The 25172-nt window shown below is 69.9% G+C and carries 20 protein-coding genes; 15 read left to right on the top strand and 5 right to left on the bottom strand.

What is annotated here, in order from left to right; all coding sequences use genetic code 11:
• Positions 1-420: 420 nt before the first annotated feature.
• Complete coding sequence (locus ACFWUY_RS36515; protein ID WP_384120245.1) at positions 421-1680, bottom strand: SLC13 family permease; 1260 nt, start codon at positions 1678-1680, stop codon at positions 421-423.
• 132 nt (positions 1681-1812) lie between these two features.
• Here ACFWUY_RS36515 and ACFWUY_RS36510 point away from each other — a divergent pair, with 132 nt between their 5' ends.
• Positions 1813-2163, top strand: coding sequence for a hypothetical protein (locus ACFWUY_RS36510; RefSeq protein ID WP_384120221.1), 351 nt, complete (start codon positions 1813-1815; stop codon positions 2161-2163).
• 166 nt (positions 2164-2329) lie between these two features.
• On the opposite strand, the gene ACFWUY_RS36505 is transcribed toward ACFWUY_RS36510, so the two are convergent.
• Positions 2330-3133, bottom strand: a complete 804-nt coding sequence (locus ACFWUY_RS36505; RefSeq protein ID WP_384120218.1) for an SGNH/GDSL hydrolase family protein — start codon at positions 3131-3133, stop codon at positions 2330-2332.
• Between the two features lie 328 nt (positions 3134-3461).
• Between ACFWUY_RS36505 and ACFWUY_RS36500 the strand changes: the two genes are divergently transcribed.
• The 6 genes from ACFWUY_RS36500 to ACFWUY_RS36475 all read left to right on the top strand — a co-directional run bounded on the left by ACFWUY_RS36500 (position 3462) and on the right by ACFWUY_RS36475 (position 12212).
• On the top strand, positions 3462-4436 hold the full coding sequence (locus ACFWUY_RS36500; protein ID WP_384120215.1) for a LacI family DNA-binding transcriptional regulator: 975 nt from the start codon (positions 3462-3464) through the stop codon (positions 4434-4436).
• A gap of 287 nt (positions 4437-4723) precedes the next feature.
• A complete protein-coding gene (locus ACFWUY_RS36495; RefSeq protein WP_384120212.1) occupies positions 4724-6070 on the top strand; it encodes an ABC transporter substrate-binding protein in 1347 nt (448 codons plus the stop codon).
• Between the two features lie 71 nt (positions 6071-6141).
• Positions 6142-7053: a carbohydrate ABC transporter permease gene (locus ACFWUY_RS36490; RefSeq protein WP_384120209.1), complete on the top strand. Its 912-nt coding sequence runs from the start codon at positions 6142-6144 to the stop codon at positions 7051-7053.
• A complete protein-coding gene (locus ACFWUY_RS36485; protein WP_384120206.1) occupies positions 7050-7952 on the top strand; it encodes a carbohydrate ABC transporter permease in 903 nt (300 codons plus the stop codon). The genes ACFWUY_RS36490 and ACFWUY_RS36485 overlap by 4 nt, the downstream gene beginning before the upstream one ends.
• On the top strand, positions 7949-9982 hold the full coding sequence (locus ACFWUY_RS36480) for a beta-galactosidase (RefSeq protein ID WP_384120203.1): 2034 nt from the start codon (positions 7949-7951) through the stop codon (positions 9980-9982). The genes ACFWUY_RS36485 and ACFWUY_RS36480 overlap by 4 nt, the downstream gene beginning before the upstream one ends.
• Positions 9983-10049: 67 nt before the next feature.
• Positions 10050-12212 carry an alpha-galactosidase gene (locus tag ACFWUY_RS36475; RefSeq protein ID WP_384120201.1) on the top strand — a complete coding sequence of 721 codons (2163 nt, stop codon included), beginning with the start codon at positions 10050-10052 and terminating at the stop codon, positions 12210-12212.
• A gap of 576 nt (positions 12213-12788) precedes the next feature.
• Here ACFWUY_RS36475 and ACFWUY_RS36470 read toward each other — a convergent pair.
• On the bottom strand, positions 12789-13076 hold the full coding sequence (locus ACFWUY_RS36470) for a hypothetical protein (protein WP_384120198.1): 288 nt from the start codon (positions 13074-13076) through the stop codon (positions 12789-12791).
• A 1009-nt stretch (positions 13077-14085) separates the two neighbouring features.
• Here ACFWUY_RS36470 and ACFWUY_RS36465 point away from each other — a divergent pair.
• From ACFWUY_RS36465 to ACFWUY_RS36455, 3 genes are all read left to right on the top strand, one after another.
• On the top strand, positions 14086-14928 hold the full coding sequence (locus tag ACFWUY_RS36465; protein WP_384120195.1) for a PP2C family protein-serine/threonine phosphatase: 843 nt from the start codon (positions 14086-14088) through the stop codon (positions 14926-14928).
• A gap of 112 nt (positions 14929-15040) precedes the next feature.
• The gene (locus ACFWUY_RS36460) at positions 15041-16060 is read left to right on the top strand and encodes an MASE1 domain-containing protein (protein WP_384120192.1); all 1020 of its coding nucleotides are present in this window, start codon (positions 15041-15043) and stop codon (positions 16058-16060) included.
• 100 nt (positions 16061-16160) lie between these two features.
• Complete coding sequence (locus ACFWUY_RS36455) at positions 16161-16646, top strand: MarR family winged helix-turn-helix transcriptional regulator (protein WP_384120241.1); 486 nt, start codon at positions 16161-16163, stop codon at positions 16644-16646.
• A gap of 99 nt (positions 16647-16745) precedes the next feature.
• On the opposite strand, the gene ACFWUY_RS36450 is transcribed toward ACFWUY_RS36455, so the two are convergent.
• A complete protein-coding gene (locus ACFWUY_RS36450) occupies positions 16746-16979 on the bottom strand; it encodes a transposase (protein WP_384120190.1) in 234 nt (77 codons plus the stop codon).
• A 1061-nt stretch (positions 16980-18040) separates the two neighbouring features.
• On the opposite strand from ACFWUY_RS36450, the gene ACFWUY_RS36445 reads away from it, so the two are divergent.
• The 5 genes from ACFWUY_RS36445 to ACFWUY_RS36425 all read left to right on the top strand — a co-directional run bounded on the left by ACFWUY_RS36445 (position 18041) and on the right by ACFWUY_RS36425 (position 23624).
• On the top strand, positions 18041-18229 hold the full coding sequence (locus ACFWUY_RS36445) for a hypothetical protein (protein ID WP_384120187.1): 189 nt from the start codon (positions 18041-18043) through the stop codon (positions 18227-18229).
• A gap of 461 nt (positions 18230-18690) precedes the next feature.
• Positions 18691-19545: a helix-turn-helix domain-containing protein gene (locus ACFWUY_RS36440; protein ID WP_384120182.1), complete on the top strand. Its 855-nt coding sequence runs from the start codon at positions 18691-18693 to the stop codon at positions 19543-19545.
• A 719-nt stretch (positions 19546-20264) separates the two neighbouring features.
• A complete protein-coding gene (locus ACFWUY_RS36435) occupies positions 20265-21590 on the top strand; it encodes an ice-binding family protein (protein ID WP_384120179.1) in 1326 nt (441 codons plus the stop codon).
• Positions 21591-21841: 251 nt separating this feature from the next.
• The gene (locus tag ACFWUY_RS36430; RefSeq protein ID WP_384120240.1) at positions 21842-22450 is read left to right on the top strand and encodes a DUF5819 family protein; all 609 of its coding nucleotides are present in this window, start codon (positions 21842-21844) and stop codon (positions 22448-22450) included.
• Positions 22440-23624, top strand: a complete 1185-nt coding sequence (locus tag ACFWUY_RS36425) for an HTTM domain-containing protein (protein ID WP_384120176.1) — start codon at positions 22440-22442, stop codon at positions 23622-23624. The genes ACFWUY_RS36430 and ACFWUY_RS36425 overlap by 11 nt, the downstream gene beginning before the upstream one ends.
• Positions 23625-23711: 87 nt before the next feature.
• Here ACFWUY_RS36425 and ACFWUY_RS36420 read toward each other — a convergent pair whose 3' ends face one another.
• Complete coding sequence (locus ACFWUY_RS36420) at positions 23712-23867, bottom strand: DUF6131 family protein (RefSeq protein ID WP_384120173.1); 156 nt, start codon at positions 23865-23867, stop codon at positions 23712-23714.
• Positions 23868-25172 lie beyond the last annotated feature (1305 nt).

Here is a 25172-nt window from a genome sequence, read left to right as displayed (position 1 = left end):
GCGGCATGGCGCCACGCCACCCGACGACGGAGTACGTGAGCCCCTGACACAACACGCACCGAACATCCGCCCGGCGTCGTGGAACATCACCACCGAGAAGCGGACGGACGGGGGCGGCCAACAGCTCGACAGCCGGTCTCCCTCTCTTCAAGGTGCCCACCGCCATACAGCTGGGGGCTCGCCCCGGCGGTCGCCGGTCACGCGTCGGCGAGCTCGCCCCAGCCCGTGCCGTGCCCGTGCCCGTACAGAAGCCAAGCAGGCAGATGGTGCGGCAGAGAGCCGGGAACCCGTCGACAACGCTCTGCACCTGTTCGAGGGTGAACCACTGCGGCGGCTCGGTGATGCGTCGAAACGGTACGGCAGAGCCCCCCACGGCAATCCGGACTCGCAGGCGGGTGCGGCTGCGAGTACGGGCTCGCTTCAGGCGCCGATCGTATGCAGCGAGACCCAGAGCGCAAGGGTGGCGGCGAGGAGAGCGGCGGGAACGGTGAGCAAGCCGAGGAGGGTGAACTCCCCCAGTTCGACCTCATGGTCGTGATGATGGGCGATCCGCCGCCACAGGAGGGTGGCCAGGGAACCGGCGTAGGTGAGGTTGGGGCCGATGTTGACGCCGAGGAGGACGGCGAGGACGGCGCCCGGTCCTGAGGGTGCGGCCAGGGGGACCAGGGCGAGGACTGCGGGCAGGTTGTTGATCAGGTTGGCGAGCAGCGCGGCGAGCACGGCGGTTCCCAGCAGCGCGAGCAGGGACGTTCCGCCGGGGAGCACGGCGTCGAGCGCGTGACCGAGCCCGTTGTCGACCACCGCGCGCACGACGACGCCGAGGGCGAGAACGAAGGCGAGAAAGGGCAGGGCGGCGGAGCGCGTGATCGCCGCCGGGGTGGTGTGGCGGCGGACCAGGGCGCGTACGGTCATCACCGCCGCGCCGGCCGCCGCGACCCAGGCGGGGTCGATGCCGATCGCCGAGGCCGCCGCGAAGCCGGCCAGCGTCGCCGCCACGGTCACCAGGGCGAACAGGGGCGGTTCCGGCGCCTCAGCCGCCTGCACCGGCTCGGTCGAGGCGTCGAGGTCGGCGGCGAAGAAGCGGCGGAAGACCGCGTACTCGACCGCGATGGCGGCAAGCCATGGCAAGGTCATCAGCAGCGCGAAGCGGGTGAAGGTCAGGCCGGTCGCGGTGAAGGCGAGCAGGTTCGTCAGGTTCGACACCGGCAGCAGCAGGGAGGCCGTGTTCGACAGGTGGGCGCCGGCGTAGACGTGCGGCTTGGGACGGGCGCCCATGCGGGCGGCGGTGGCGAAGACCACCGGGGTCAGCAGGACCACCGTGGCGTCGAGGCTGAGCGTGGCGGTGATCACGGAGGCCAGTACGAAGACCGCGCCGAGAAGTCGGCGCGGCCTGCGGCGGGCCCAGCGGGCCATCCACGTCCCGCAGGCGTGGAAGAGCCCCTCCTCGTCACAGAGTTTGGCCAGCACCAGGACCGCGGCGAGGAAGCCGATCACCGGCCCGAGCCGCGCCGCCTCCTCCCGTACGGCCTCGAACGGGATGGCGCCGGTCGCGACCACGAGGGCTGCAGCAGGCACGGCGAAGGCCGCCTCCGGCCAGCGGAACGGGCGGATGACGGCGCACAGCAGCACCACGGCCAGCGCGGCGACGGACACGGACTCGAGCAGCACAGCCACGATCATCCGCGCCACGCCGACGGCCCGCGCCACCACCCCCACGTCCACTGCGGCCGAAGCGTGTCGCAGAGGCCCGCGGATGGGCTTTTCCAGCGAAAGCGGGGGTGGGGACGGTGCAGTTGTCAGGCGGTCGGCCCGGTGCGGAGCCGCTCCCAGCGCAGTTGGGGCAACTACGGCGCCCGCTACTCCATAGAGCCGGCCCTGCGCAATCCGTCGGCGCAGCCACGCGCCGCCCGCCTCGTCTTCGGCTCCAACGTCACGGGCTCCGCCGACGTGCCCGGCAACACCTGGAACGGAGCGATGGCCGTCTCCGTCGACGGCGCCGCACCCGGGATCGAGACGGTGTACGTACGCCCGACCGTCCCCCGTGACGAGATCGGGACGTACGCCCTGCCCGCCAACACGACCCGGACCGTCACCCTCGACTTCATCGTCCCGGGTCTGATCACCGCGGGTTCGCAATTGCTGCTGGAAAGCATGGCGGGGTAGCACGTCGGCACGGAACAGGGCGCGGCGGTAACGGTCACCGTCGCGCGCCGTCCCGTGCCGTACGCGTCACTCCCGGTTCACGACCGGCTCCCGCCAGGAGGGCGGTCGTCGGCGGCGATGCCGCGCGAACCGCGACCGCACGGGGGACGGCTACCGAAGTCGCGGGTCAGACGACGGAGCGGAACGCCGGCAGGTATCCGCCGGAGTGGCCCACGGCCTTGGGGTGGTAGGAGTTCGACACGGGGATGGCGACACTGTGCAGCCAGGCGTCGCTCGAGCAGATCTCATGGCCGGTGAACTCGTCCACGACGCTCGAGTACACGAAGCCGGCACCGGCGGCGCGTGTGGCGAGAACGCTGTTGAGAGCGTCGCTGCCCCGGTTGATCGCGTCACGCTCGGTCTCGCTCAGACCGGCGATGCAGCCACCGTTCAGCTGGTAGAACTTCGGGTAGCCCAGAACCACGACGCGCGCCTGCGGAGCCCTGCTGCGGATCGCGCTGTAGAGGGCGGAGAGGCTGCCGGGCAGCACGTTGTTGACCTTGGCGACCGCAGCGTTCACGGCGTTGACGCAGGTGGACTCGCTCTGCAGGACACAGGTCTGCATGACGTCGGCGAAGCCGACGTCATTGCCGCCGGCCGTGACGCTCACCAGCGTGGTCGACGTGTCGAGCGGAGAGAGCTGACTGTCCTTGACCGTGGTGCTCGTGGCACCGGAGCAGGCCGTGAACGCGAACGACGCGGGGGCGTTGGCCGCCGCCCACAGCGACGGATACGCCTTGCTGCTGCGCTGACAGGCACCGCTGTCCGACAGGTAGCTGCCGGCCCCCACCCCGGAGGAGTACGAATCCCCGAGAGCCACGTAACGCTCGCCCGCCGTGGTGGCGGCGTTCGCCGGCTGCGCGAGGCCGAACACGATGCCGACCAGAGTCAGAGGCACCGCGAGAGCCCGTGCCCATTTAGTTCTGAGCATGACAAAGAACCCTTCAAGTAGACGAAGGAGAAGCCGGGTTGCTGGAACGAGAACCTTCTAGCAGCCGAGATCCCCGCCGCGACAGATGCGCGACGAAGGCCGCCCCATTTGCGAAGTTGTTCATTCGCGTGCGGACGTGTTCGACCGTACGCACCGGGGATCACCAAGATCCGTCCGCGAGGCCACGCCGGAATCGCCACCCCTCCACCGGGCTCCGGAGCCGCCGGGCCCACCAGCACCTCTCGCACAGGTCCGACGCCACCAGGACGAACACCTGAAGTAGGTTGACCTGGACGAAGGAGCGTGGGCAGTGGGGGAACGGGTCACCATGGCGGATGTCGCCCGAGCGGCCGGCGTGTCGTCCGCCACCGTCTCGTACGTCCTGTCGGGGAAACGAGCGGTTGCTCCCGCCACTCGGACGGCCGTCGAGGCGGCCATCGATCAGCTGGGGTTCACCGTGAACGCCACCGCACGGAGCCTGCGGACCGGACGGTCGAGCCTCGTGGCACTGATCGTGCCCGACCTGGCCAACCCGTTCTTCGCCCAGCTGGCCGCGGCGCTGGAGGAGGGCGTACGCGGTCTCGGACTGCACGTGGTGGTGTGCAACACGCGCGCCCGCCGGAAGGAGGAACGCGCGCTGCTGGCCGAAGCGGTCCAGCAACACTTCGCCGGCGTGGTGATCACGCCCTTCCGGCTCCTGCCCACGGACCTCCGCCCCGTGGTCGAGGCCGGCGTGCCCGTCGTCGTCAGCGCCGACGTGCCCTTCGGCCCCGTCGATCAGATCTCTCCCGACGCCCGGGTCGCGACACGGCAGGCGCTCCAGTGCGTCACCTCCGCGAGCCGCCGTCGCATCGCCGTGATCGCGGGCCCGCGGGACGCGACAGGTGGTGACCCGCGTCTGGAGCTCCTTCGCTCCCTGGCCCTGCAGTTCGGCACCACCGTGCCCCGCGAGCTCGTGGTGCGCGGTGAGCACACGCGCGAAGCGGGAGCGGCCGGGTTCGGTGAGCTGATGGGGCGCCGCTACCCACCGGACGCGGTGTTCTGCGCGAACGACGCCATCGCCGTCGGAGCCATGGACAAGGCGCGGGAGCTGGAGATCGACATCCCCGAGGACGTCGCACTGGTCGGGCACGACGACGCGTCCTTCGCTTCGCTCGTACGTCCACAGCTGTCCACCATCCGGTATCCCGCATCCGAAGTCGGCCGTCTGGCCGCCCAGTTGCTCCGTGAGCGGCTCGACGGGCGCGCGGTGTTCAAGACCGTGAAGGTCAAGGCCGAGTTCATCCGCAGGGCTTCCGCCTGACGCGGCGACACCCGACCGCTCCACACAGCCCACGAGACATCGGCGCGGAACGCATGAGACGTAATCGATTACGCATCGACCCCTCACCAAGACACCCATGCCGCAGATCATCAAATAAGGCCAGCTCAGAAGGGGTTCAATCGGCTCCTTCCCTCAATCTGCACATGTGTGGACCGCCATCGTTTCCAGGAGAATCACGCCCGGGCTCTTGACATGAACCTTTCGCCGTTGTGAGGTGGCGGCCACCGCTTCGCCGAAGCGGATCCTCGGAACAAGGAGCGACTTTCATGGCGATGCCCCGTCGGACCTCTGTGAGCAGACGCTGGACGGTCGGCGGTGTGGCCCTGGCCCTCGCCGTGGTGACCGGTTGCGGTGGCGGCACCGAGGAGAGCGCGGCGGGCACCTGTGAGGCGACCCCGGGCAAGGTCACGCTGCAGTACTGGTCATGGGTGCCGGGCATGGAGCAGGCCGTCGCCCTGTGGAACAAGGAGCACCCCGACATTCAGGTCGAGTTGAAGAACACGCCGTCGGGCAACGCGGGCACCTACCAGAACCTGTCCAACGCGCTCAAGGCCGGCAAGGCCCCCGACCTGGGGCAGATCGAGTACGACTCGCTGGCGAGCTTCCGTCTCAAGGAAGGCCTGCGGGACATCTCGTCGTGCTCGGGGGTCACCGAGGCCGAGACCCGGTTCGCGGACTGGACCTGGTCCCAGGTCGAGTTCGGGGCCGGAGGCGAGGACGGGGTGTGGGCGGTGCCGCAGGACACGGGACCGATGGCGCTGTTCTACCGCAAGGACGTCTTCGAGGACCTCGGCATAGCCGTTCCGAAGACCTGGCAGGAGTACGAGGCCGCCGCGCGGAAGGTCAGGGCGGCGGGCAAGTACATCACCCACTTCTCGCAGACCGACCCCAACTGGTTCACCGGGCTGCTGTGGCAGAACGAGGCCACCCTGTTCGAGCGCGAGGGCGACGCCTGGAAGGTCACCGTCGACCGGCCCGAGAGCAGGCAGGTGGCCGACTACTGGCAGAACATGATCGACGACGAGCTCGTCGCCACCGACCTGCAGGGCTTCTCGCCGGCGCTGTACAAGTCGTGGAACTCCGGCGAGGTGGTCACCTGGATCAGCGCCGCGTGGGGCTACAGCACCATCCGGGACAACGCCAAGGCGACCTCCGGAAAGTGGGCCGTCGCACCCATGCCGCAGTGGAAGGCGGGCGAGAAGCGGGCCGGGAACTGGGGCGGGTCGACGACCGCCGTGCTCGCCGGCTCCAAGCACCCGGCCGAGGCGTCGCAGTTCGCGCTCTGGCTCAACACGGACCCGAAGGCGCTGGAGATCCTCAACCGCGAGGGTGGTCTGTACCCGGCGGCGAAGGCAGGTCTCGACCTGCCGGCGCTGAAGAAGCCGGTCGACTTCTACGGGCGGCAGCCGGTCTTCGACGTCTTCGCGGAAGCCTCCGCCGGGGTCGACACCGGCTTCACCTGGGGGCCCACCATGACGGACACCTACCGCTTCCTGAGCGACGGCACGGCGCGTGCCCTCGGTGGCGGCTCCACCCTCGGCGACGTCCTGAAGCAGACCGACGCCCAGAGCGCCGAGTCCCTGCGCAAGCAGTCGCTCGACGTGACCGAGTAGACGGCCCCCGCCCCGATCCCGTCCCTGCCGTGGCCACGCGGCAGGGGCAGGCACCTTCCCGAAGGCTTCGCGTGACCTCGACCACCACTCCCCCCTCCCCGCACCGGCGGCCCCGCCGCACCGCGGCGCCGTACCTCTTCCTGTTCCCCTTCCTCGTCCCCTTCGTCCTCTTCACCGTCGTGCCCGTCGGCTACGCCTTCTGGCAGAGCCTGCAGAAGACCGAACGCACGGGCGGCACGTTCGGCCGGACCCGTACGGTCTTCGCCGGGTTCGAGCAGTACGCCGAGGTCCTCTCCTCGCCGTTCCTCCTGGACAGCGTCCTGCGCGTCGCCCTCTTCGCCCTCGTGCAGATCCCCGTCATGCTGCTGCTCTCCCTGGTCCTGGCCCTGTTGCTGGACTCGGCGGTGGCCCGCTGCAAGCGGTTCTTCCGCCTCGTCTACTTCGTGCCGTACGGGATACCGGGCGTCGTCGCGGCCCTGATGTGGGCCTTCCTGTACGACCCCCGTCTCTCACCGGTCGTCGACGGGCTGCGCTCCCTGGGCCTGCGCGTCGACCTCCTGGGGGCGGACGCCATCCTGTGGTCCATCGGGAACGTCGTCACGTGGACGTACACCGGCTACAACATGCTGATCCTGTACGCGGCCCTGCAGGCGGTTCCCACCGACATCGGTGAGGCCGCCCGGGTGGACGGCGCGAGCGGCTGGACGATCGCGCTGCGCGTCAAGATCCCGATCATCCGCCCGGCGCTGGTCCTGACCGGAGTGTTCTCCATCATCGGCACGTTCCAGCTGTTCACCGAACCGCAGGTGTTCCGGTCCATCTCCACGAGCGTGACCAGCACCTTCACGCCCAATCTGGCCGCCTACTCGCTCGCCTCCGGCGACGACTACAGCGGGGCGGCGGCCCTGTCCGTCCTCCTGGCGCTGGTGACCTTCCTGCTCTCCTTCGCCTTCCTGCGGTTCACCACGAGGAGGCAGGCATGAGCATGCTGATCCGTACCGAGGGCGCGCACCCGGCTCCTCCGGCACGTCCTCGCCGTCCGGGCGGCAGCGGACGGGCGACGGCGGGTGCCATGGTGTTCATGGTCCTCGCCGCCTGCTACATGCTGCTTCCGGTCTACTGGCTGATCGTCGCGGCGACCAAGAACCAGAGCGATCTGGTCAGCACGCCCGGTCTCCTTCCGGCCGAGTGGCATCTCGGCGACAACCTCGCCTCCCTCTTCACCCAGCAGGACGGCGTGTTCGGCCGCTGGCTCCTCAACAGCCTGCTCTACGCGGGCGCGGGCGCGGGGGTGGCCACGGCCCTGGCCGCGGCAGCCGGCTACGCCCTCGCCACGTACACCTTCCGGGGCCGGGAGGCGGTGTTCTCGGTCATCCTCGGCGGGGTGCTCGTGCCCGCGACCGCGCTGGCACTGCCGCTCTTCCTCCTGTTCGCCGAATTCGACGCCACCGACACCTTCTGGTCCGTGTTCCTGCCCAGCGTCGTCAGCCCGTTCGGTGTGTACCTCTCGCGCATCTTCGCGGCGGCGTCCGTCCCGGACGAGGTGATCGAAGCCGCCCGCATGGACGGGGCCGGCGAGTTCCGCGTCTTCCGCACCCTTGCCCTGCCCCTGATGGCACCGGCCCTCGTCACCGTCTTCCTCTTCCAGTTCGTCGTCATCTGGAACAACTTCCTGCTGCCGCTGGTCATGCTGCAGGACGACCGCCTCTACCCCGTCACGCTCGGCCTGTTCACCTGGCAGTCCCAGACCAGCCGCCTGCCCGGACTGCAGAGCCTCACCATCGTCGGAGCGCTCGTCTCCGTCGTCCCCATCGTCCTCACGTTCCTTCTCCTGCAGCGCTACTGGCGCGCCGGACTGGCCGCCGGAGCGGTGAAGTCATGACCCACCCCCTGACCCTGCTCAACGACCGCATCGGCGGCATCGCCTACGGCGGCGACTACAACCCCGAGCAGTGGCCGCGGGAGGTGTGGCGGGAGGACGTCCGGCTGATGCGCGCCGCGGGTGTCAACCTCGTGACCATGGGAGTGTTCTCCTGGTCCCGCATCCAGCCGCGGCCCGGCACGTACGACTGGAGCCTGCTCGACGAGGTCCTGGACCTCGTGCACGACAACGGCATCGGCGTCGACCTCGCCACCCCCACCGCCGCCCCGCCCCCCTGGTTCACCCGGGCACATCCGTCGGCCCGGCCGGTGACGGCGAGCGGGACCCGTCTGTCCCACGGCAGCCGGCAGGTGTTCTGCCCCAGCCACCCCGCCTACGCCGAGGCAGCCGACGCCCTCGTCGAGGCCCTGGCCACCCGGTACCGCGCCCACCCGGCGGTCGTCCTGTGGCACGTCCACAACGAGTGGGGCAACCACAACGCCCTCTGCTACTGCGACACCAGTGCCGACGCGTTCCGGGACTGGCTGCGGGCACGCCACGGCTCCCTCGACGCGCTCAACGAGGCCTGGGGAACGGACTTCTGGAGCCAGCGGTACGGGGAATGGGAGGAGATCGACCCGCCGCGGGACACCACGGCCTTCCACAACCCGGGGCAGGACCTCGACTTCCGCCGTTTCTCCTCCGACGCCCTCCTGGCCCGGCACCGCGCGGAGTCCCGCATCCTGCGCCGGGTCGCGCCGGGCATACCCCTCACCACCAACCTGATGGGGACTCTGGAGAAGAAGGTCGACGGGCACGCCTTCGCGGCCGAGTGCGATCTCGTGTCCGTCGACCACTACCTCACCGCGGCGGACCCCGAGGGGCACATCGGCCTGGCCCTCAACGCCGACCTCGCACGGGGCATGGCCGGTGGGCGGCCGTGGCTCCTGATGGAGCACTCCACCTCCGCCGTCAACTGGCAGCCGGTCAACGTGGCCAAGAAACCGGACGAGACCCGCCGCAACAGCCTCACGCACCTGGCACGCGGAGCGGACGGCGTGCTGTTCTTCCAATGGCGGCAGTCCCGTGCCGGAGCCGAGAAGTGGCACTCGGCCATGCTGCCCCACGGGGGGACCGGCAGCCGCGTCTGGAAGGAGGTCAGCCGGCTCGGAGCCGACCTCGCGGACCTCACCGAGGTGGTCGGCACCCGCGTCCTCAGCGAGGTCGCCGTACTGTTCGACTGGCAGACGTGGTGGGCCCTGGAACTCGAGGCCCGTCCCTCCGGCCAGGTGCGCTACCTCGATGCGGTCCGGGACTGGTACGAGGCCCTGTGGAGCCTCAACATCACCTGCGACCTCGTCCCGCCCGGTGCGGACCTGTCGTCCTACCGGGCCGTGCTCGCACCGAACCTCTACCTCCTGTCCGACGACGACGCCAAGAACGTCACCCGGTACGTCGAGCGCGGAGGGCAACTGGCGGTCGGATACTTCAGCGGGGTCGTCGACCACCACGACCGGGTGCGCCTCGGCGGCCACCCGGGCGCCCTGCGCGACGTCCTGGGCCTCCAGGTCGACGAGTACCTCCCCCTGCGCACAGGGGAGACCGCCCGGCTCGACGGCGGGGGCGACGCCGTCCGCTGGGCGGAGCACATCGAACCCCGGGGGTGCGACACCGTGCTGAGCTTCGCCGACACCCCCGACGGCGGTCCGGCCCGCGGCGGACCCGCCGTCACCCGCAACCGGTACGGCAGGGGAACCGCCTGGTACGCGGGCACGCGCCTCCCCCCGGAGAAGCTGCGCGACCTGGTGCGGTCGGTGTGCGGGCAGGGCGGCGCCGAACCCGTCGTCGACGGCCCGCCAGGGCTGGAAGCCGTGCGGCGCGCCGGCCCCGACGGCTCGTACCTGTTCCTCGTCAACCACACCGACAGCACCCGGTCGGTCCCGGCCGACGGGACGGGGCTGTTCGGGGCGACGGTGCGGGACGGCCGGGCGGTCGTCCCCGCCGGGGAGGTCGTCGTGGTGCGCGAGCGCCCGGCGGAGCGCCGCCCGTGAGCAGATCCTCGATGCGCGCTGCCACCGCCCGTACCCCGTCGAAGCGCGGGGAAAGGAAGGAGGAGGAATGTCCGCCCTGTCCCCCACACCGTCGCCCCTCCTCGTGACGAGGTCGGTGGAGACCGACGAGGCGAGCGGGACCGTCGTCCTGCGCGGCCCCGCGTCCTGCTACGTCCTGCGGGTCGACCGCCACGCCGGGACCGCCCTCCACGTGCACTGGGGCGCACCGCTGCCCCTGGCCGACGCGATCGTCCTGCCGGTCTGGGCCGACCACGACAACAGCTTCGCCGGCCGCTGGGACGGCGTCGAGGAGTACCCGGTCGAGGGCGGTGCCCGCTTCGGCGCCCCCGCCCTGGAGGTGCGGTTCGCCGACGGCACCAGCCCGGTCGAACCCCGCATCGATGCCCTCGCCGTCCCTGAGGCGGGCCATGTCGTCGTCTCCGTGCGCGACCGCGTCCGCCCACTGGCCTGGGAACTGCACTACCGGCTCCCCCCGGGCGGTGATGTCCTGGAGCGGTGGACGGTGCTCCGACACACCGGGGGCCCGGGAGACGCTCCGGTCCTGCTCACGCGGTACGCCTCGGCCCACTGGCCGCTGCCCCACCGCACGGCATGGCGGCTCGGCGCCGTACACGGCGGGTGGGCGGCCGAGAGCCGCTTGGAGCGGACGGACCTGGCGGCGGGGGAGACCGTCCTCGGCAGCCGCCGCGGCCACACGGGGCACCAGGCCGGCCCCTGGGTCTCCCTGGACGCCGGGGACGCCGGCGAGGAGCACGGCGAAGTCTGGATGGTGGCCCTGGCCACCAGCGGCAACTGGCGCATCACGGCGCAGCGCACCGCCGCCGGACGCGTCGGCGTCCTGGCCGCGGAGGGCCACGAGGGCACCGAGGTGGAACTCGGGCCCGGTCTGTGCCACACGACACCGGTCAGCACCGCGCTGTACGCGGCGGACGGGTTCGGGGCCGCGAGCCGCGCCTTCCACACCTATCTGCGACGGCACGTCCTCCCCCACCCCCACGAGCTCCGGCCGGTTCTGTACAACTCCTGGGAGGCGACCGGCTTCGACGTCTCCGAGGACAACCAGCTGGCCCTGGCCGAACGCGCGGCGGCCCTGGGAGCCGAGCTGTTCGTCGTCGACGACGGCTGGTTCGGCAAACGCGACGGTGACCGCGCCGGGCTCGGCGACTGGTCACCGCACCGGCACCGCTTCCCCCGTGGTCTGCGACCGCTCGCGGACGAGGTGCACCGGCTCGGCATGGCGTTCGGCCTGTGGGTGGAGCCGGAGATGGTCAACGCCGACAGTGAGCTGTACCGGGAGCACCCGGAGTGGGTGGTGCACCTCCCGGACCGCACCGCCACCGAGCTCCGTCACCAGCTGGTGCTGGACTTCGCCCGGCCCGAGGTGGGCGACTGGGCGTACGCCTGGCTACGGCGGGTGGTCGCCGACAACACCGTCGACTTCCTCAAATGGGACTTCAACCGGTCCTTCACCGAAGCCGGCACGCACACGGGCGGTCCGGCCGCACGTCAGGTCCACATCGCCCACGCACGGGGCGTCCACCGCGTGATGGACCGGCTGCGGGCCGAGTTCCCCCGGCTGCGCATCGAGTCGTGCGCGGGCGGCGGCGGCAGGGTCGATCCGGGGATCCTCGCCCGCACCGACCAGGTCTGGCCGTCCGACAACACCGATGCCGTCGACCGGCTCTCCATTCACCACGGCTTCAGCCAGGCGTACCCGGCACAGGTGATGTCGGCGTGGGTGACCGACAGCCCGAATCCGCTGACCCGGCGCTCGCTCCCGCTGCGGTTCCGGTTCCACTGCGCGATGGCCGGCGTGCTCGGTGTCGGCGGCGACCTGACCCGCTGGACGCAGGACGAGCTGGCCGAGGCCGCCGACCTCGTGCGGCTGTACAAGGACATCCGCCCAGTGGTCCAGCACGGCCGGCTCCACCGCCTGCTGCACCCCGGTGACGGCCCGCTGACGGCGGTGCAGTTCGTGGACGACGAAGCCGACCGCTCGGTCGTCCTGGTCTGGCGGCCCAGCACCCGGTTCGGGCCCGCCGGAACGCCTCTCCGCCTGCGCGAGCTGGACACCGAGGCCCGCTACCGGAACGAGGACACCGGTGCGGAGTGGTCCGGGGCGGCCTTGACGGCCTTCGGCCTTCCGCTGCCCGGCCTGCCGCAGGGCGATCACGCCAGCGCCGTGGTCCGGTTGCGACGTGTCGGGTAGGCCGCGGCGTCGGCTTCTCACCCTCTGGGGCCCGCTCCTCCGCAGCAGGCCGTGGGGATCCGGTCCGGCGTAACCGGATCGGATCCTCGGTCCCAGGACCGATGCAGCTCCTGTCGGCTCCCTGTCCTGCCGACCTGCACGGTGAGCTCGCGCCCCTGGCCGAGTGCTGCCGAAAGAGCCGTGCCCTGGACCATCGGCTGCCTGCAGACTTTCAGGCCCGTCGAAGTCTGGAGACCGAGCCGGAGCCGGCATTCGTGCGTGCCGGTGCTCCGCAGCGCGCACATGGCCGTCAGGACGCCGGCAGCAGCCGGGAACGAGGACCGCGCGGCTTGCCGCAACTTGCCTTACGAGTTGCTCTACAACGTGCCTCCAGCGCCTACGGTCAGGAAGCGGCGCGGCGCTGTGACCTGCGGGCCAAGGGGGTGCGGGCAGACGGCGGCGACCACTTCCTGGCGAGACCCCTCGAAAAGGGTCTGTACGGATTCCGGCCCGAAGATCCGTCGGCTTGGGCAGGGCGGGACAGTGCGCGGCGTCCGTACGAGAGCGCGGGTCCGGTAGTACTGGAGGGTCTTTCCCTCACTTGTCGGCAGGGGGCCATGGCGTGTCCGTCATGAAGCGCTTGCGGAACACCGTTCCGGGGTCGGTGAGTGCTGCCGCGACCGCCTCTTGCGAGATCCTGCTGTTCACGGCCCGCTTGGAGACCTTGAGGTAGCCGTGGGCACGGAGGAGTTTCTTGGCTGAAACCCAGCTGTCGGCAGCCACCACCACCTCGCCCAGGGCATCGCACGCGTTGGTCGCGTCGGGCAGGACCGCGTACGCGACGACAAGATCCGCCACTCGCGCCTTGGCGGTCATCCCTCCCATGTCCACTCCTCCTTGCGGTGAGGCGGCAGGGCCGCACGAAACGGCTGCACACCGGAACGACGGCCTGGTGCCCGCCCACGGTCAGGAGGAGAAGGGTGAGGACGGCCCGGCAGTACTGCTCCCGGAGCGCTTCTGGGCGCCGGGCCCCACCCGCGCACGCCCTATCGGCGCGGGCTGGATCCGACCCTAGCCGCTGACGTCCTGCCCCCCTCGCCTCGTTCACCGCTCCGGTGCGGTCAGACCGGAGCCGGTGCGGTGCCGAAGTCGACCCGGCCGCCACCGGGACGACGCCTGGCCAACTGCAGATCCGTCGGCCCGAAGGTGACCGTACGCGAGGGCGGTACAGGCTCGGCGACCGTCACGGCCCGCGGATCACGGACGGGCGGCGCGGGCGGATCAGTGCGGCCAGGACCAAGGGGACGACGTCGTACGGTGCTCACTGCACCGGTTTCCTCGCTGGGGTACCGAGTTCCTCGGTCACAGAAGGGGGCCGTCTTGCGGGGTGCGCACGGCGACGGCTGCCGCATAGCCGGTCGGGACGACAACGTCGGTGACCAGCCAGCCCCTCATGGGAGCAGGGGAACGAGGGGACGTACCGAGGTAGTCGCGGTCGGGTCCGCGTCCGAGTCCGGTGCCCAGCCCTTTCACGTAGGCCTCGGTGCGCGTCCATGCCCGGCGTCCTTGGGGCCGCCAGTGCCTTGCCGCCAGGTCAGGCAGGCGCCGGGTGCGGCGGGTGACCGCCGGGCAAGTCGCGCGGCGTGGGCCCGCACGGTCCGGACGGAGGGCAGGGGCGGGGCGAGGCCTTCGATCTCGCCGAACCGATGTTCGTTCCGGCGGTGTGGGGTGGCTCCGCCGGGATCCCCCGCGTTCTCCGCCGATGAGATGCGGACGCCGTCCCCTCCGGGCAAAGTAGGAAAAGACCTGTTCGTACCGAGGTGGTTCCCTGAGGTCCCGCGTGCTGGAGACGGGACGGGCTGACGCGAGGATTGTCGTGACGCCGGAGTGATCGATGTTCCGCAGACGGCCGGCCGACAACAGCGAGGACCTTCTGGTCCGGCTCGGGTCGCTGACCGCCAGGGCGCGGGAGCTGGCCGAGACGCAGCGTTCCCGTGTCGAGCTCGCCGTGGCCCTGCAGCGTGGCATGCTGCCCTCGGAGCTGCCCAGTGTTCCGGGCGCCCGGCTGGCCGTCCGCTATGAGCCCGCCAACCACGGGCTCAACGTCGGCGGTGACTGGTACGACGCCTTCTCCCTGCCCGGCGGGCAGATCGGCATGTCCATCGGTGACGTGCAGGGGCACAACATCGAGGCCGCCGCCTTCATGGGACAGGTCCGCGTGGCACTGCGCGCGCTGGCCTCCGTCACCGGAGACCCGGGAGAGCTGCTCGGTCGCACCAACGACCTGCTGATCTCTCTGGGCGCCGACCTCTTCGCCACCTGCACCTTCCTGCGGCTCGACCCCGCTGCCGGCACCCTGGAGTGCGCCCGGGCCGGTCACATCCCCCACATCTGGGCCACCGCCGACGGCCGCTCCGGCATCGACGACAGCGAGGGCGGGCCTCCGCTCGGTGTGCTCCACGGCATCGACTACCCGGCCACGCGCCACCGGCTCACCGCCGACGGCGTCTTCGTCCTCCTGACCGACGGGGTGGTGGAGGGGCCCTCGCTCCACGTCGACGAGGGTCTGGACCGGGTGACGCGGCTCGCCGGGATCACCGCCGTCGCCGGGCTGGACGTCGACGCGCTCGCCACCGCCGTCATGAAGCTGGCGGCCACGGTGGGGCACGAGGACGACGCGGCCGTCCTGGTCGTCGGCCATGACGGCGGTCCGGCCCGGTCGGCGGCCGAGGAATGAGGGGGTGGGGGCTCGCCTCCGGCCGGGTCGGTCCCCGGGCCGGCCCGGGCCGTCCGGCGGCGCCCGACACGCAGGGGTCCTTGCCCGGTCGTGGCGGCCCGGCCGGTGTCTGATGGCTGACGTGTTGGATATTCGGCAGTTCCGGCCTTCTACGGAGGCGGCTCTGATGTCGCTGGCCGTGACGGTTTGCTACTACGCGGCCGGACGACTCGGCCTGACGGGCCGCCTCGTCGTCGAAGGCGCTGTGGTCACCCCCATCTGGCCGCCCACCGGCGTCGCCGTCGCCGCCCTGCTGCTGCTCGGCGCGCGGGTCTGGCCTGGAATCGCCCTCGGCTCCTTCCTCGTCATCGCCTCCCTCACCGCTCCGGGGCCCACCACAGCGGTCACCGTGGTGAGCAACACCGTCGCGCCGCTCTGCGCCTTCCTGCTGCTGAGACGGGCCGACTTCCGGCGCGACATGGCGCGGCTGCGGGACGGACTCTCCCTGGTCTTCCTCGGCGGGTTCGGCGCCATGCTGATCAGCGCGACCGCGGGGGTCGGACTGCAGGTGGCGAAGGGCTCCCTGGACAAGAGCGAGTTCTGGCCCGTCTGGCTGGCCTGGTGGGTGGGCGACACGATGGGGGTGCTGCTCGTCGCCCCGCTCCTGCTCGTCCTCGCGGGGCCGGCCGGACGGTTCCGGATACGGCGTTGGAAGGAGGCGGCCTTTCTGGGGCTGACGACCCTGGTCCTCATGCCCATAGCCGTGCTCAGCCAGATGAGCATGCTGTTCCTCGTCTTCCCCCTGCTGATCTGGGCAGCGCTCCGCTTCCAGCTCGCCGGAAGCATGCTGTGCGCGCTCTTCGCCTCCGTGCTCACCACCTTCGTGGCGACTTCCGGGCGGGGCGCGTTCCTCCACCTGACGGACGTCGAGATCATGGCCAAGCTCCAGGCGTTCAACGGTTCCGCCGCCTTGACCGCCCTGCTTCTCGCCTCCGTCATCACCGAGCAGCGTGCGACCCGCCGGTCGGTGCGCCGCGCCTGCCAGGAACTGGCGGAGGTCCTGGAGCACCTTGCGGCGGGCGAGCCCTCGCCGGGTCCACCCAGCACCGCCGAGAGCCGGGCAGCCCCACCCGGCGGGCACCAGGATCCGTGACCCCCGGGCCGGAGCCGGCGCAGGGATCAGGAGCCGTACAACGACTGCAAGGCATGGGAACTGTCCGGCCCTGACAAGCTGGTGAGTGATTGCGTTGGAGATGCACGGTCCTGAGCTGGCGGTGCAGTCAGGTGGTGGTGCGGTCGGAGACGAGGCCGACGATGGCCCGGTAGGTGTCAGGCAGGACCTCCCGCGGCGCATGCAGGAGCGCGGACTGGTGGAACGTGAACCCGCCGAACACGACCGGCGGGTCATGCGCGTCCGGCTGACGCCCAAGGGCGAGGCGACGCGCCGTCCGCTCGAGGAGGTGTGGGCGACCTTGGTGCGCGCCTCGGTACGCGACCTCGACGAGCGGAACATCGAGCGCTTCGTCGCCATCAGCGAGACCGTCACGCGCGCGGTCCTCGACCGGCACTCGGCCGCGCCCTGGTCTCGCCGGCAGGGCGCTCACGAAGGAAGCACGCTGTTCGAGCAGGAGGGCGCGGACGGGGATGCGGACCGGATGACCAAGGCGCCGTCGTGGCCTCGAAGGGTGGACGGGGTCGTCACGACGACTCGCGCACCACCAACTTTCGGGACGCCGTAGGTGCCGTCCGACTCGCGGTGCACAGCCGCTTCACGCCGTAGTGGCAGTGGTGGTCGGCGACGAACTGGAAGCGGTTCACCAGCGCGTCTCCCCGGCGAATTACTTCGCCGCCTTCCTCGGGATTTCGCGTTCCTCCTCCAGCGGCGACGGAGGCTCGGCGGGCGGCTCCGTCCGCCGTTCCCGCGGTCGGCTCGTGCCTGCTGCCCCGCCCCAGTTGCGCAGGGTCTCGGGATTGACCCCGAGATCGGCGGCAACCTGCCGGATCGTCGCCTCAGGCCGCGACTCGTACAGAGCGACCGCGTCCGCCTTGGACTTCGGCGGACAGTGCTTCATGACCACGAGATGTCCGTTCTCAGATCCTCAGGATCCACAGGGGTCAAGACCCGTCGGGCCATGTGACACACCATCCGTTCCGGCCCAAGAACCATGCTCAGGCGCCGCACTGCAGGTCGAAGGTCAGCAAGCGCGGACACGGCGGGGACGCGTGCTGACCGTTTGCTGACCTGAGAGGGTGCATGATGCCCCTGACCTGCGGCGACGCCAAATAGTCAGGTCTTGGACTTGAACAGAGCGCGCAGCACTGTGGACTCCTCGAAGACGGCTCCCTGCCTGCTTTCTGCAGGTCAAGGGCGGTCTCGAGTGTACGCCGACACCCCCGTTCGATGTTTGTGAGGAACATCGCTCCGGCCGGGCGAGACGGCTTCCCGCCTGGGCTTTCGCGCCGTCGCCGATGCCTGTTCAGGCAATCCCCCGGGAACGCCCGGCGACCCGTGCTGACCGGATGCCGACTTGCCTGATGATCCATCAGACATACGGGAGACCACTCTGCGCACACGGACGACGTGCGTCCACGCACCGACCTGTCGGGCACCGACATCGCTCCGGTTCATGGAACACAGTCCGTTTGGCCATCGGCCGGGTCGATGCTCGGCCGCCGCGGAAGCCGGTTCGCTGCCTGCCAGTCGCCACCGCCCCTGCCGACAAGCCCCAGGTGCTCTCCAGTTGGACGCAGACCAGCGCGTCGAGCTACCACCTCTGGGCCGCCGCCCGAGCCAACCAGGGCGCCTGGTCCGTCTACGCCTTCGGTTGATCGACATGTGCCGCGACAACCGTCACCGTGGCCGCGTTCGCGCTTCAGCAGTCCGCCGCGCGGGCCGACATACCACCGCAGCACGCGGTCATCGCGTGCCAGGCGCCAGCTTCTACGCCAACTACAACAGCGCCTCCGGTCCGACCGGCTTCCTGCGCGCCCTCACGTACGGGGACGAGGTCGGCCACACCAAGGGTGCGCACCCCGTCTACTGCGAGCCGACCGTGCCGCCACCCTCGTCATCGCAGCCGGTGCCGCGCTACCGCTCGGCGCCGGACCGGCACTCACCTGCTCGGACGGCACCGTGGGCGTCCGGGAAACCGTGTGCGCCACCGACCTCTACGTCCGCACCGAGCCCGTCGGTGCGTGGACGGGCACCCTCCACGAGAGCCAGACCTTCCTCGTGGAGAGCAAGAGGAACGGTTGGGCCTACAAGTTCGCCTACGGTGGCATCAACCGGCGGGGCTGGGTGCAGGACGGTTGGTTCTGCTGATGCGCCTGTCGGCTCGGTCCGACGCGGTCACTCCCCTCCACAACACGCCCCAGGCGGGCAGGAGGCGCAGGGCCCGGGTGCGTGAGACGCGGGAGAAGAGGGCTGACACCGCGTGCAGGTTCCCCTGATCACGTGAAGCAAACTCATGTGTCCGGGTCGACCAATGACGCGATGAGGGCGGCGCCCCTCGGACATACATCGATGCGGCCCAACAGCTGACGGCCGTTCTGCGGCACCGCGTCGCGAAGAACGTCGAACTCCTCTTCCTCCGATCGCCGACGGGAAGCTTCCGCTCGCCCTCGGCATGACGCGGCCGGGTCACCCTTCACCGCACGGCAAATTACACCGTCACAATCCGTTTCCCGCCGCCGCGACACGGCGGCACGGCGCGTGATCGACAGCCGGTGCTCCATGTCAACCTGCTCGGGCACGCAGTGGATTGGACCGGAGGTACACCGCCCGTGGCGGCGAACAACAACCCCACCGTCACAGGACGGCGACTGGGAACGGAGCTGCGCCGGCTCCGCAAGGACAGCGGCCTGACCGGCACGCAGGTAGCGGAGCGACTGCTGATCTCCCAGGCCAAGGTCAGTCATATGGAGACCGGCCGCCGCGCCGTCAGTCCACGCGACGTGCGTGACCTCTGCAAGCTCTACGGCGTCACCGACCAGCATGTCGTCGACACCCTGACTGCGCTGGCCAGGGAATCGAGCCGGCAGAACTGGTGGCATTCCTACGGCGACATCCCCCACCCCGTCCACATCGACCTGGAGACGCACGCCGACTCCATCCGCGCATTTGACCCCATGGTGATCCCCGCCCTTCTGCAGACACCCGCCTACGCGGCTGCGGTCATCGAGGAAACGATCCCTCTCATCACGGTCGACCAGTCCGCCGCGCGGCTGAAGGTGCGACTTCGCCGTCAGCACCGGATCTACGACCTTGCTCGCCGATTGCACCTGTGGGTCGTACTGGACGAATCAGCCCTGCGACGCGTCGTCGGCAGCCAGGAGATCATGCGCGAGCAACTGGAGCACCTGCACGCGCTGAGCACCGAGCCGCACATCACTGTGCAGGTCCTTCCTCACAGCGCGGGCGCCCACCCGGGCCTCTGGGGGCAGTTCTCCGTTCTGCGGTTCCCCGACAGCCGAGAGGCTGTGGTGTACCTGGAGAGGTTCACCAGCGGCTCCTGCCTGGACAAGCCATCCGACGTGCAACGGTACAGCGTGACGCACGCCCACCTGCGGGCCCGGGCCCTCGCCCCGGAGCACAGTCGGCACCTCATCACTGACATCATCAAGATGTCCACATCGTGAGCGCCGGGGGGCGACGCGCCGGACCGTGAGGGGCGAACGCAGCACCGTCAGGCGGGATCCGAGGCAGCTGCCCGTCACGCCGACACGGTCAGGGGACCACTCCTGCATCGCATCGACGCCCTCACCACTTCCCCGGTCGCTCCACCGCTCGGGCCGGCGGGCCTTGCCCTCCGGCCCTGCCTCTCCGGCGGGTCCGCAGCCTGCTCCGATTCCTTTTCCGTCTCCCGTGCTTTGCCCGCACCTGCCGGATGCGGTCACCTGACGGCGCCGGACGGACCATATGAGGGGCCCCTGCGGCACAGGGCCGGGTGAATCCTTCCTCGGCGGCCTGCTGTTCACCGACCGGGACTTCACGGCCCCGCACGCGCTCGGAGACACGGCGAGCCACGCCCATTCTGCGGCGTTCTTGATTTAACCCGGCCGGCCGTACCTCGCCGTGCACACCGGGATCCATTCTATGGACGCCTGTGCGACTCCGGCCGGTGTGAGCCGACCAGGCCCCACACATTCAGCGATTTCCGGAACGCCAATAACACAAGGCTGCATATTTTAATCCCGCCCGGCGAAGTTTAATTTGCTTATATTAATCCCCCCTCGCCGCTCATTCTCGACATGGGTGCGTAAATTTTCCCGCGTAATATTCGGCGACAGCTAGAAGGCTTCCCGGGCGACAGGTAGGGCCCGGTACGCCGTGGCCCCGCACAGAAAATGGCCTCTTGATGAAGATGCACATTCCTCGAACGACTCAGCGCCGCCTTCTGTCCGGCGGGCTGGCCTCGGCCCTCGCCGCAACGGTCGCCACCACCATGGTCGCCGTGACGTCGACGCAGGCACTGGCCATCGCGACACCCGTGCCCCTGGGCACGACCGCCAGCTACTCCGTCCTGGCAGGTCAGGGAGTCACCAACACCGGCCCCACGGTGATCGACCACGACCTCGGGACGCACCCGAACCCGGCCATCACCGGTTTCCCGCCCGGCCTGGTACTCGGCGCGGTGCACCCAGCGGACGCTCACGCCGCCCAGGCCAAGAGCGATCTGGTTGCGGCCTACAACAACGCGGCCGGCCAGGCCGAAGACTTCGATCTTCCGGCGGCAATCGGTTCGGGAACATCCGGCCCCTCAGAGCTGATTCCGGGCGTCTACACGAGGGACCCCGCCGGCAGCGTCGGACTCACCGGTGACCTGGTCCTGAACGCCGGGGGCAACCCCAACGCGGTCTGGGTGTTCCAGATCCCCACAGCCCTGACGACGGCAACCTCCAGCCGGATCCTCCTCACGAACGGCGCCTCGCCGTGCAACGTGTTCTGGCAGATCGGGAGCTCGGCGGAACTCAACACCAACACCACCTTCGTAGGCACCATCATGGCGCTGACCTCGATCTTCCTGCGAACGGGGACAAACATCGAGGGACGGGCGCTGGCCCGTAACGGCGCAGTGACCATGGACAGCAACAGGATCTTCCTCGGCGGGTGCGCCACCGGGGGAACCACGACCGGCACGACCACCGGCACGACCACCGGCACGACGACGGGAACGACGACCGGCACGACGACCGGCACGACCACCGGCACGACGACGGGAACGACGACCGGCACGACGACCGGCACGACCACCGGGGGAACAACGACGGGTACGACCCTGGGTCTGATCGGCGGCAGCCTCATCGGCGGGCCGAGCGTCAATCTGGTGGGCGGCGGCACCTCGGGGAACGTCGCCGGCAACACCGCCGGGAACACCGTGGGCAACACCGCCGGGAACACCACCGGCGGAGACACGAAGGGCAACACCGCAGGAAACACGACCGGCGGGTCCATCACCGGGGGGAACGTCGCCGGCGCGAACGGCGGCAAGCCCGGCGGGCCGGGCCATGGCGACAAGCCGGACCACGGCCGGCCTGACCACGGGGGCCCGGACCACGGCGGGCCGGACCACGGGCACCACGAGGGCCCCGGGAAGCCGGGTCACGGCGAGCACGGCGAGCAGCCTGGCGGGCACTACGGCTACGCCGACAAGCCTGCGGGTCATGAAGGCCACGAGGGCTAGGCAGCAGGCTGTACGCAGTCCGTTCATCCGATGACGGTGCGCGGCGGAACCCCCACCGGGTCCGCCGCGCACCGCGCGCAGTCGGTCAGAGACCCCAGAGACCCCGAACATGAGCAGCACAGACGAGAAGGACAAGGTGGGCGGTGTCGAGCGCAACCGACTCAGCGGCCGTGAAGGAACTCCAGCAGTCCGGTTCCGATACGGCCCCCCGGCCACGTCATGACGGGCCGGTCGTAACGGACAGGTGGCCCCTGGGCGCCCGCGCACTGAAGGCAGGACTGCACACCGCCGTCGCTCTGTGTCTGGTGACGACTCTGGTCCATGTCGTCATGGTGTTCCTTCACGTGGCCCCGTCCAATCCTGTGTCGAAGCGGTACAGCGCCCAGGTCAACGGATGGGTGTACCCCTTCTTCGAACAGAATTGGCGGCTCTTCGCCCCGGACCCCGACTCCTTCAACCGGAAGGTCCTGGCGAGAACCGCGCACACGGATCCTGACGGATCGACAAGAGTGAGCCCCTGGTTCGATCTCACCGCCGCGGACAATTCCGCAGTCGAGCACCATGCGTTTCCGAGCCATACGACTCAGAACCTTTTGCGGCGCGCCTGGAGCTCCTATGTCGATACACACGGAGGAAGTGATACACCACGCTCGGAAAGAGCCGTGATGCTGCAGAGATATCTGAGCAACATCGCCACGGACCGCGTCGCCGCCCACAACGACGGCGGCACGTTCGAGTTCCTTCAGCTTCGAGTCATCACGCTGCCCATCGCGGCCCCGGGCAAAGCCGGGAATCGCCCGCCGGTGCCCTCCGAGAACCGGCTCCTGCCCTGGTGGAAGGTGACCCCCCATGGGAAATGAGCAGCTCCCCCAGCTCCCCGCCGCGGCAGCCGCACCACACCGGTCTGCGGACCGAGAGACGCCGCTCGCCGCTCCCGCCCGCAGCCGGCTCCTCGACCGGGCGGGCGCTCTCTGGACACTTCTCACCAGCCGGCCGGTGTCCTTGTACGCCGCCTCGGTGCTGCGCATCGGCTACGGGCTGCTCTACCTGATCTTCCTGCTCCGCGAGTTCCCGTACCGTCACGAGATCTGGGGACCCGGCTCCCCCTGGACACCCGCGCTGGCGGAGCAGCTCTTTCATCAGACGGGCTGGAACAGCATCCTGATCCTGTCCGAGAGCCACGTCTACTTCGAGCTCTGCTACGTGCTGGCCCTCATCACATCCGCGCTGTTCACGCTGGGCTGGCGGACCCGGATCATGTCCGTCCTCTTCGCCGTCGTGGTGATCTCGTTCCACGCGAGAGCGATCTTCATGACGGACGGAGGCGACAACCTGGTCCTGCTGATGGCCCTGTATCTCGTTCTCACCGCGTGTGGTCGGCGCTGGTCCCTGGACGCACGCCGAGAACGGCTCAGGACGGTTCGCGCGGGCAACGCGCCGAAGCCGGTGAGGAGCTTCTACGCACAGCAACTCAGCGGCGCTCACACCACCTTGACCACCGTGGTGCACAACTGCGGCATGTTCGTCATCGCCGCACAGGTCTGCTTCCTCTACGGATCGGCCGGCCTGTACAAGGTCCAGGGTTCCACCTGGGGTGGCGGCACCGCTCTGCACTACGCGCTGAACCTCGAACTGTTCCAGCCCTGGCCCGCGCTCTCCCACCTCGTGGACACGTTCCCGACAGTGATCGCGATCGCCAGCTACGTGACGGTCCTCGTACAGGTCGCGTTCCCGTTCGTGCTCTTCGGCAGGCTCAAGTACCCCGTTCTGGCCGTACTGCTCGGCATGCACATCGGCATCGCCGTACTCATGGGGCTCCCCGTCTTCTCCGGCGCGATGATCGTCGCGGACGCCGTGTTCCTCCCCGACCGCTTCTACGCCTTCCTGCCTCGCCTGTGGCGAGGTGCGGTACAACGCGCCAGGACGCGGCGGCAGGCACCCGGCCGATCCGCATGGCCGGGATCCGTACCCGCCCAGGGCAGATCCGAGGCGCCCGCACCCACACAGGAGCGTCGGACCATTGGGGGCAGGTAAACGCGCCAAGGCTGCACGGGACGCGTCGGTGAAGGACGCCGGCCATCCGCTCGGCCACGGGGCTGTGCCGGCTCGGAGCCGAGCCGGCTACCAGTAATGACGGCGTCCGCCGACCTCGCGACCCATCGCCCCGAGGATCCACAGGACGACCCCGATCACGACCAGGACGATCCCGATCGTCCACAAGATGGAAATGCCGGCCACGAACCCGATGACGAGCAGGATGACCCCGAGAATGATCATGGTGACCTCCGGCCTCGCAGATACCTCGATTCCAGAGTAGGCGCAACCCGCCGAGACGGCCTGTCAGGCTGTCACTCCCCCGCCCCTTCCGGCGTGCATGAACAGAAGCCGTCTGATCGACAAGCCGATCAGGCGCGATGTGACGGCCGCGACGACCAGGAGCAGGCGGGTCGGATTCCGTCCCCGAATGCGGCGGACAAGCCCGGTTGGGTCGTCTTCCTCGACCACGTCCTCCAGGGCGCGGTCGAGGAGTCGGGCCGCCACCTTAGGCGTCCCTCGGCGCCCAGGACGACGTCGGCCGGGTCACGAAAGGGCCACCAGCCCGACACGTCGGAACCCCCAACGACGCTGCAGATCCAGACGCCCCGTAGCACGCCGCCGCCCAGCGCGAGCAGCCCGAGACCGAGCAGCCCGAGACCGAGCAGCCCCGGCAGCACCCGGTTCACTGTCTTGATCACCGGGATCAGCGTCAGCCTTTCCTCGAACGCCGGACGTGGACGGAGCCGGCCGACGTCACGTCGCCCGTGCCGTCCGGGACGCCGTGACCGTCACAGCCACGAGGAACGTCCGGGGCCCGCCAATAGCTGCCGTTCTCCTCACTGAAACCACGGCGTAGCTGCGTCGACCTGCGGCGCTGCCGCCGCCTGGCGGGAGCCGGGCGCCTGGGAGGACGGCACGCAGGCGGGTGATCTTCAGCCGTTCGGTCCGGGATGCGACCAGTACTCGGAGCTTCCCTCCTCGCCACCTGCGGTGCGTACGACGGCCAGGAAGCATCTACGAAGCTCGCCACCTCATGGTTCGACAACGCCCGGGTCTCCCGTAGACCCCGAGGCCACCAGGGCACTCATGACCGGGCTGAGACCGCGCCCGTAGGGGCGCCGGCGGAGACCTCTCAGTCACCAGCGCCAGGCAGGAATACCGCACGGTTCGAATGGCTGCCTCCTGGTACTCGTCTACGTCACCCTGACCGCTCTGACCACCAGGACCCTCGCCCGCACCGTCCCTGCCACTGGCGACCTGAGCAGTTCCGGGTCGACGGCGCGGTACTGGGCGGCGGGCGGACCGCGCACATGTCCGGGCCCGGCCGACTGCGGCGTCACGGCACCCGTCACACGAGCGGGAGAAGACCAATGACCAGGCAGTCCGCAGGCGTGGAGGCTCACGCGGCGACCGGCCGTCCGGCTTCGACGAAGCGGGGCAGGGGAAGGCGCCGGTCCGTCATCGGTGGCCTCCGTCGGGTCATCTCTCTTGTGACGAAATGGCATAGGGGGCATCCGGGTGGATGTCCGCCCGTACCGCAACCGC

This window comes from Streptomyces sp. NPDC058664 (assembly GCF_042716635.1).
Lineage (GTDB): Bacteria > Actinomycetota > Actinomycetes > Streptomycetales > Streptomycetaceae > Streptomyces.
This window is presented reverse-complemented; position numbering and strand designations above follow the sequence as displayed.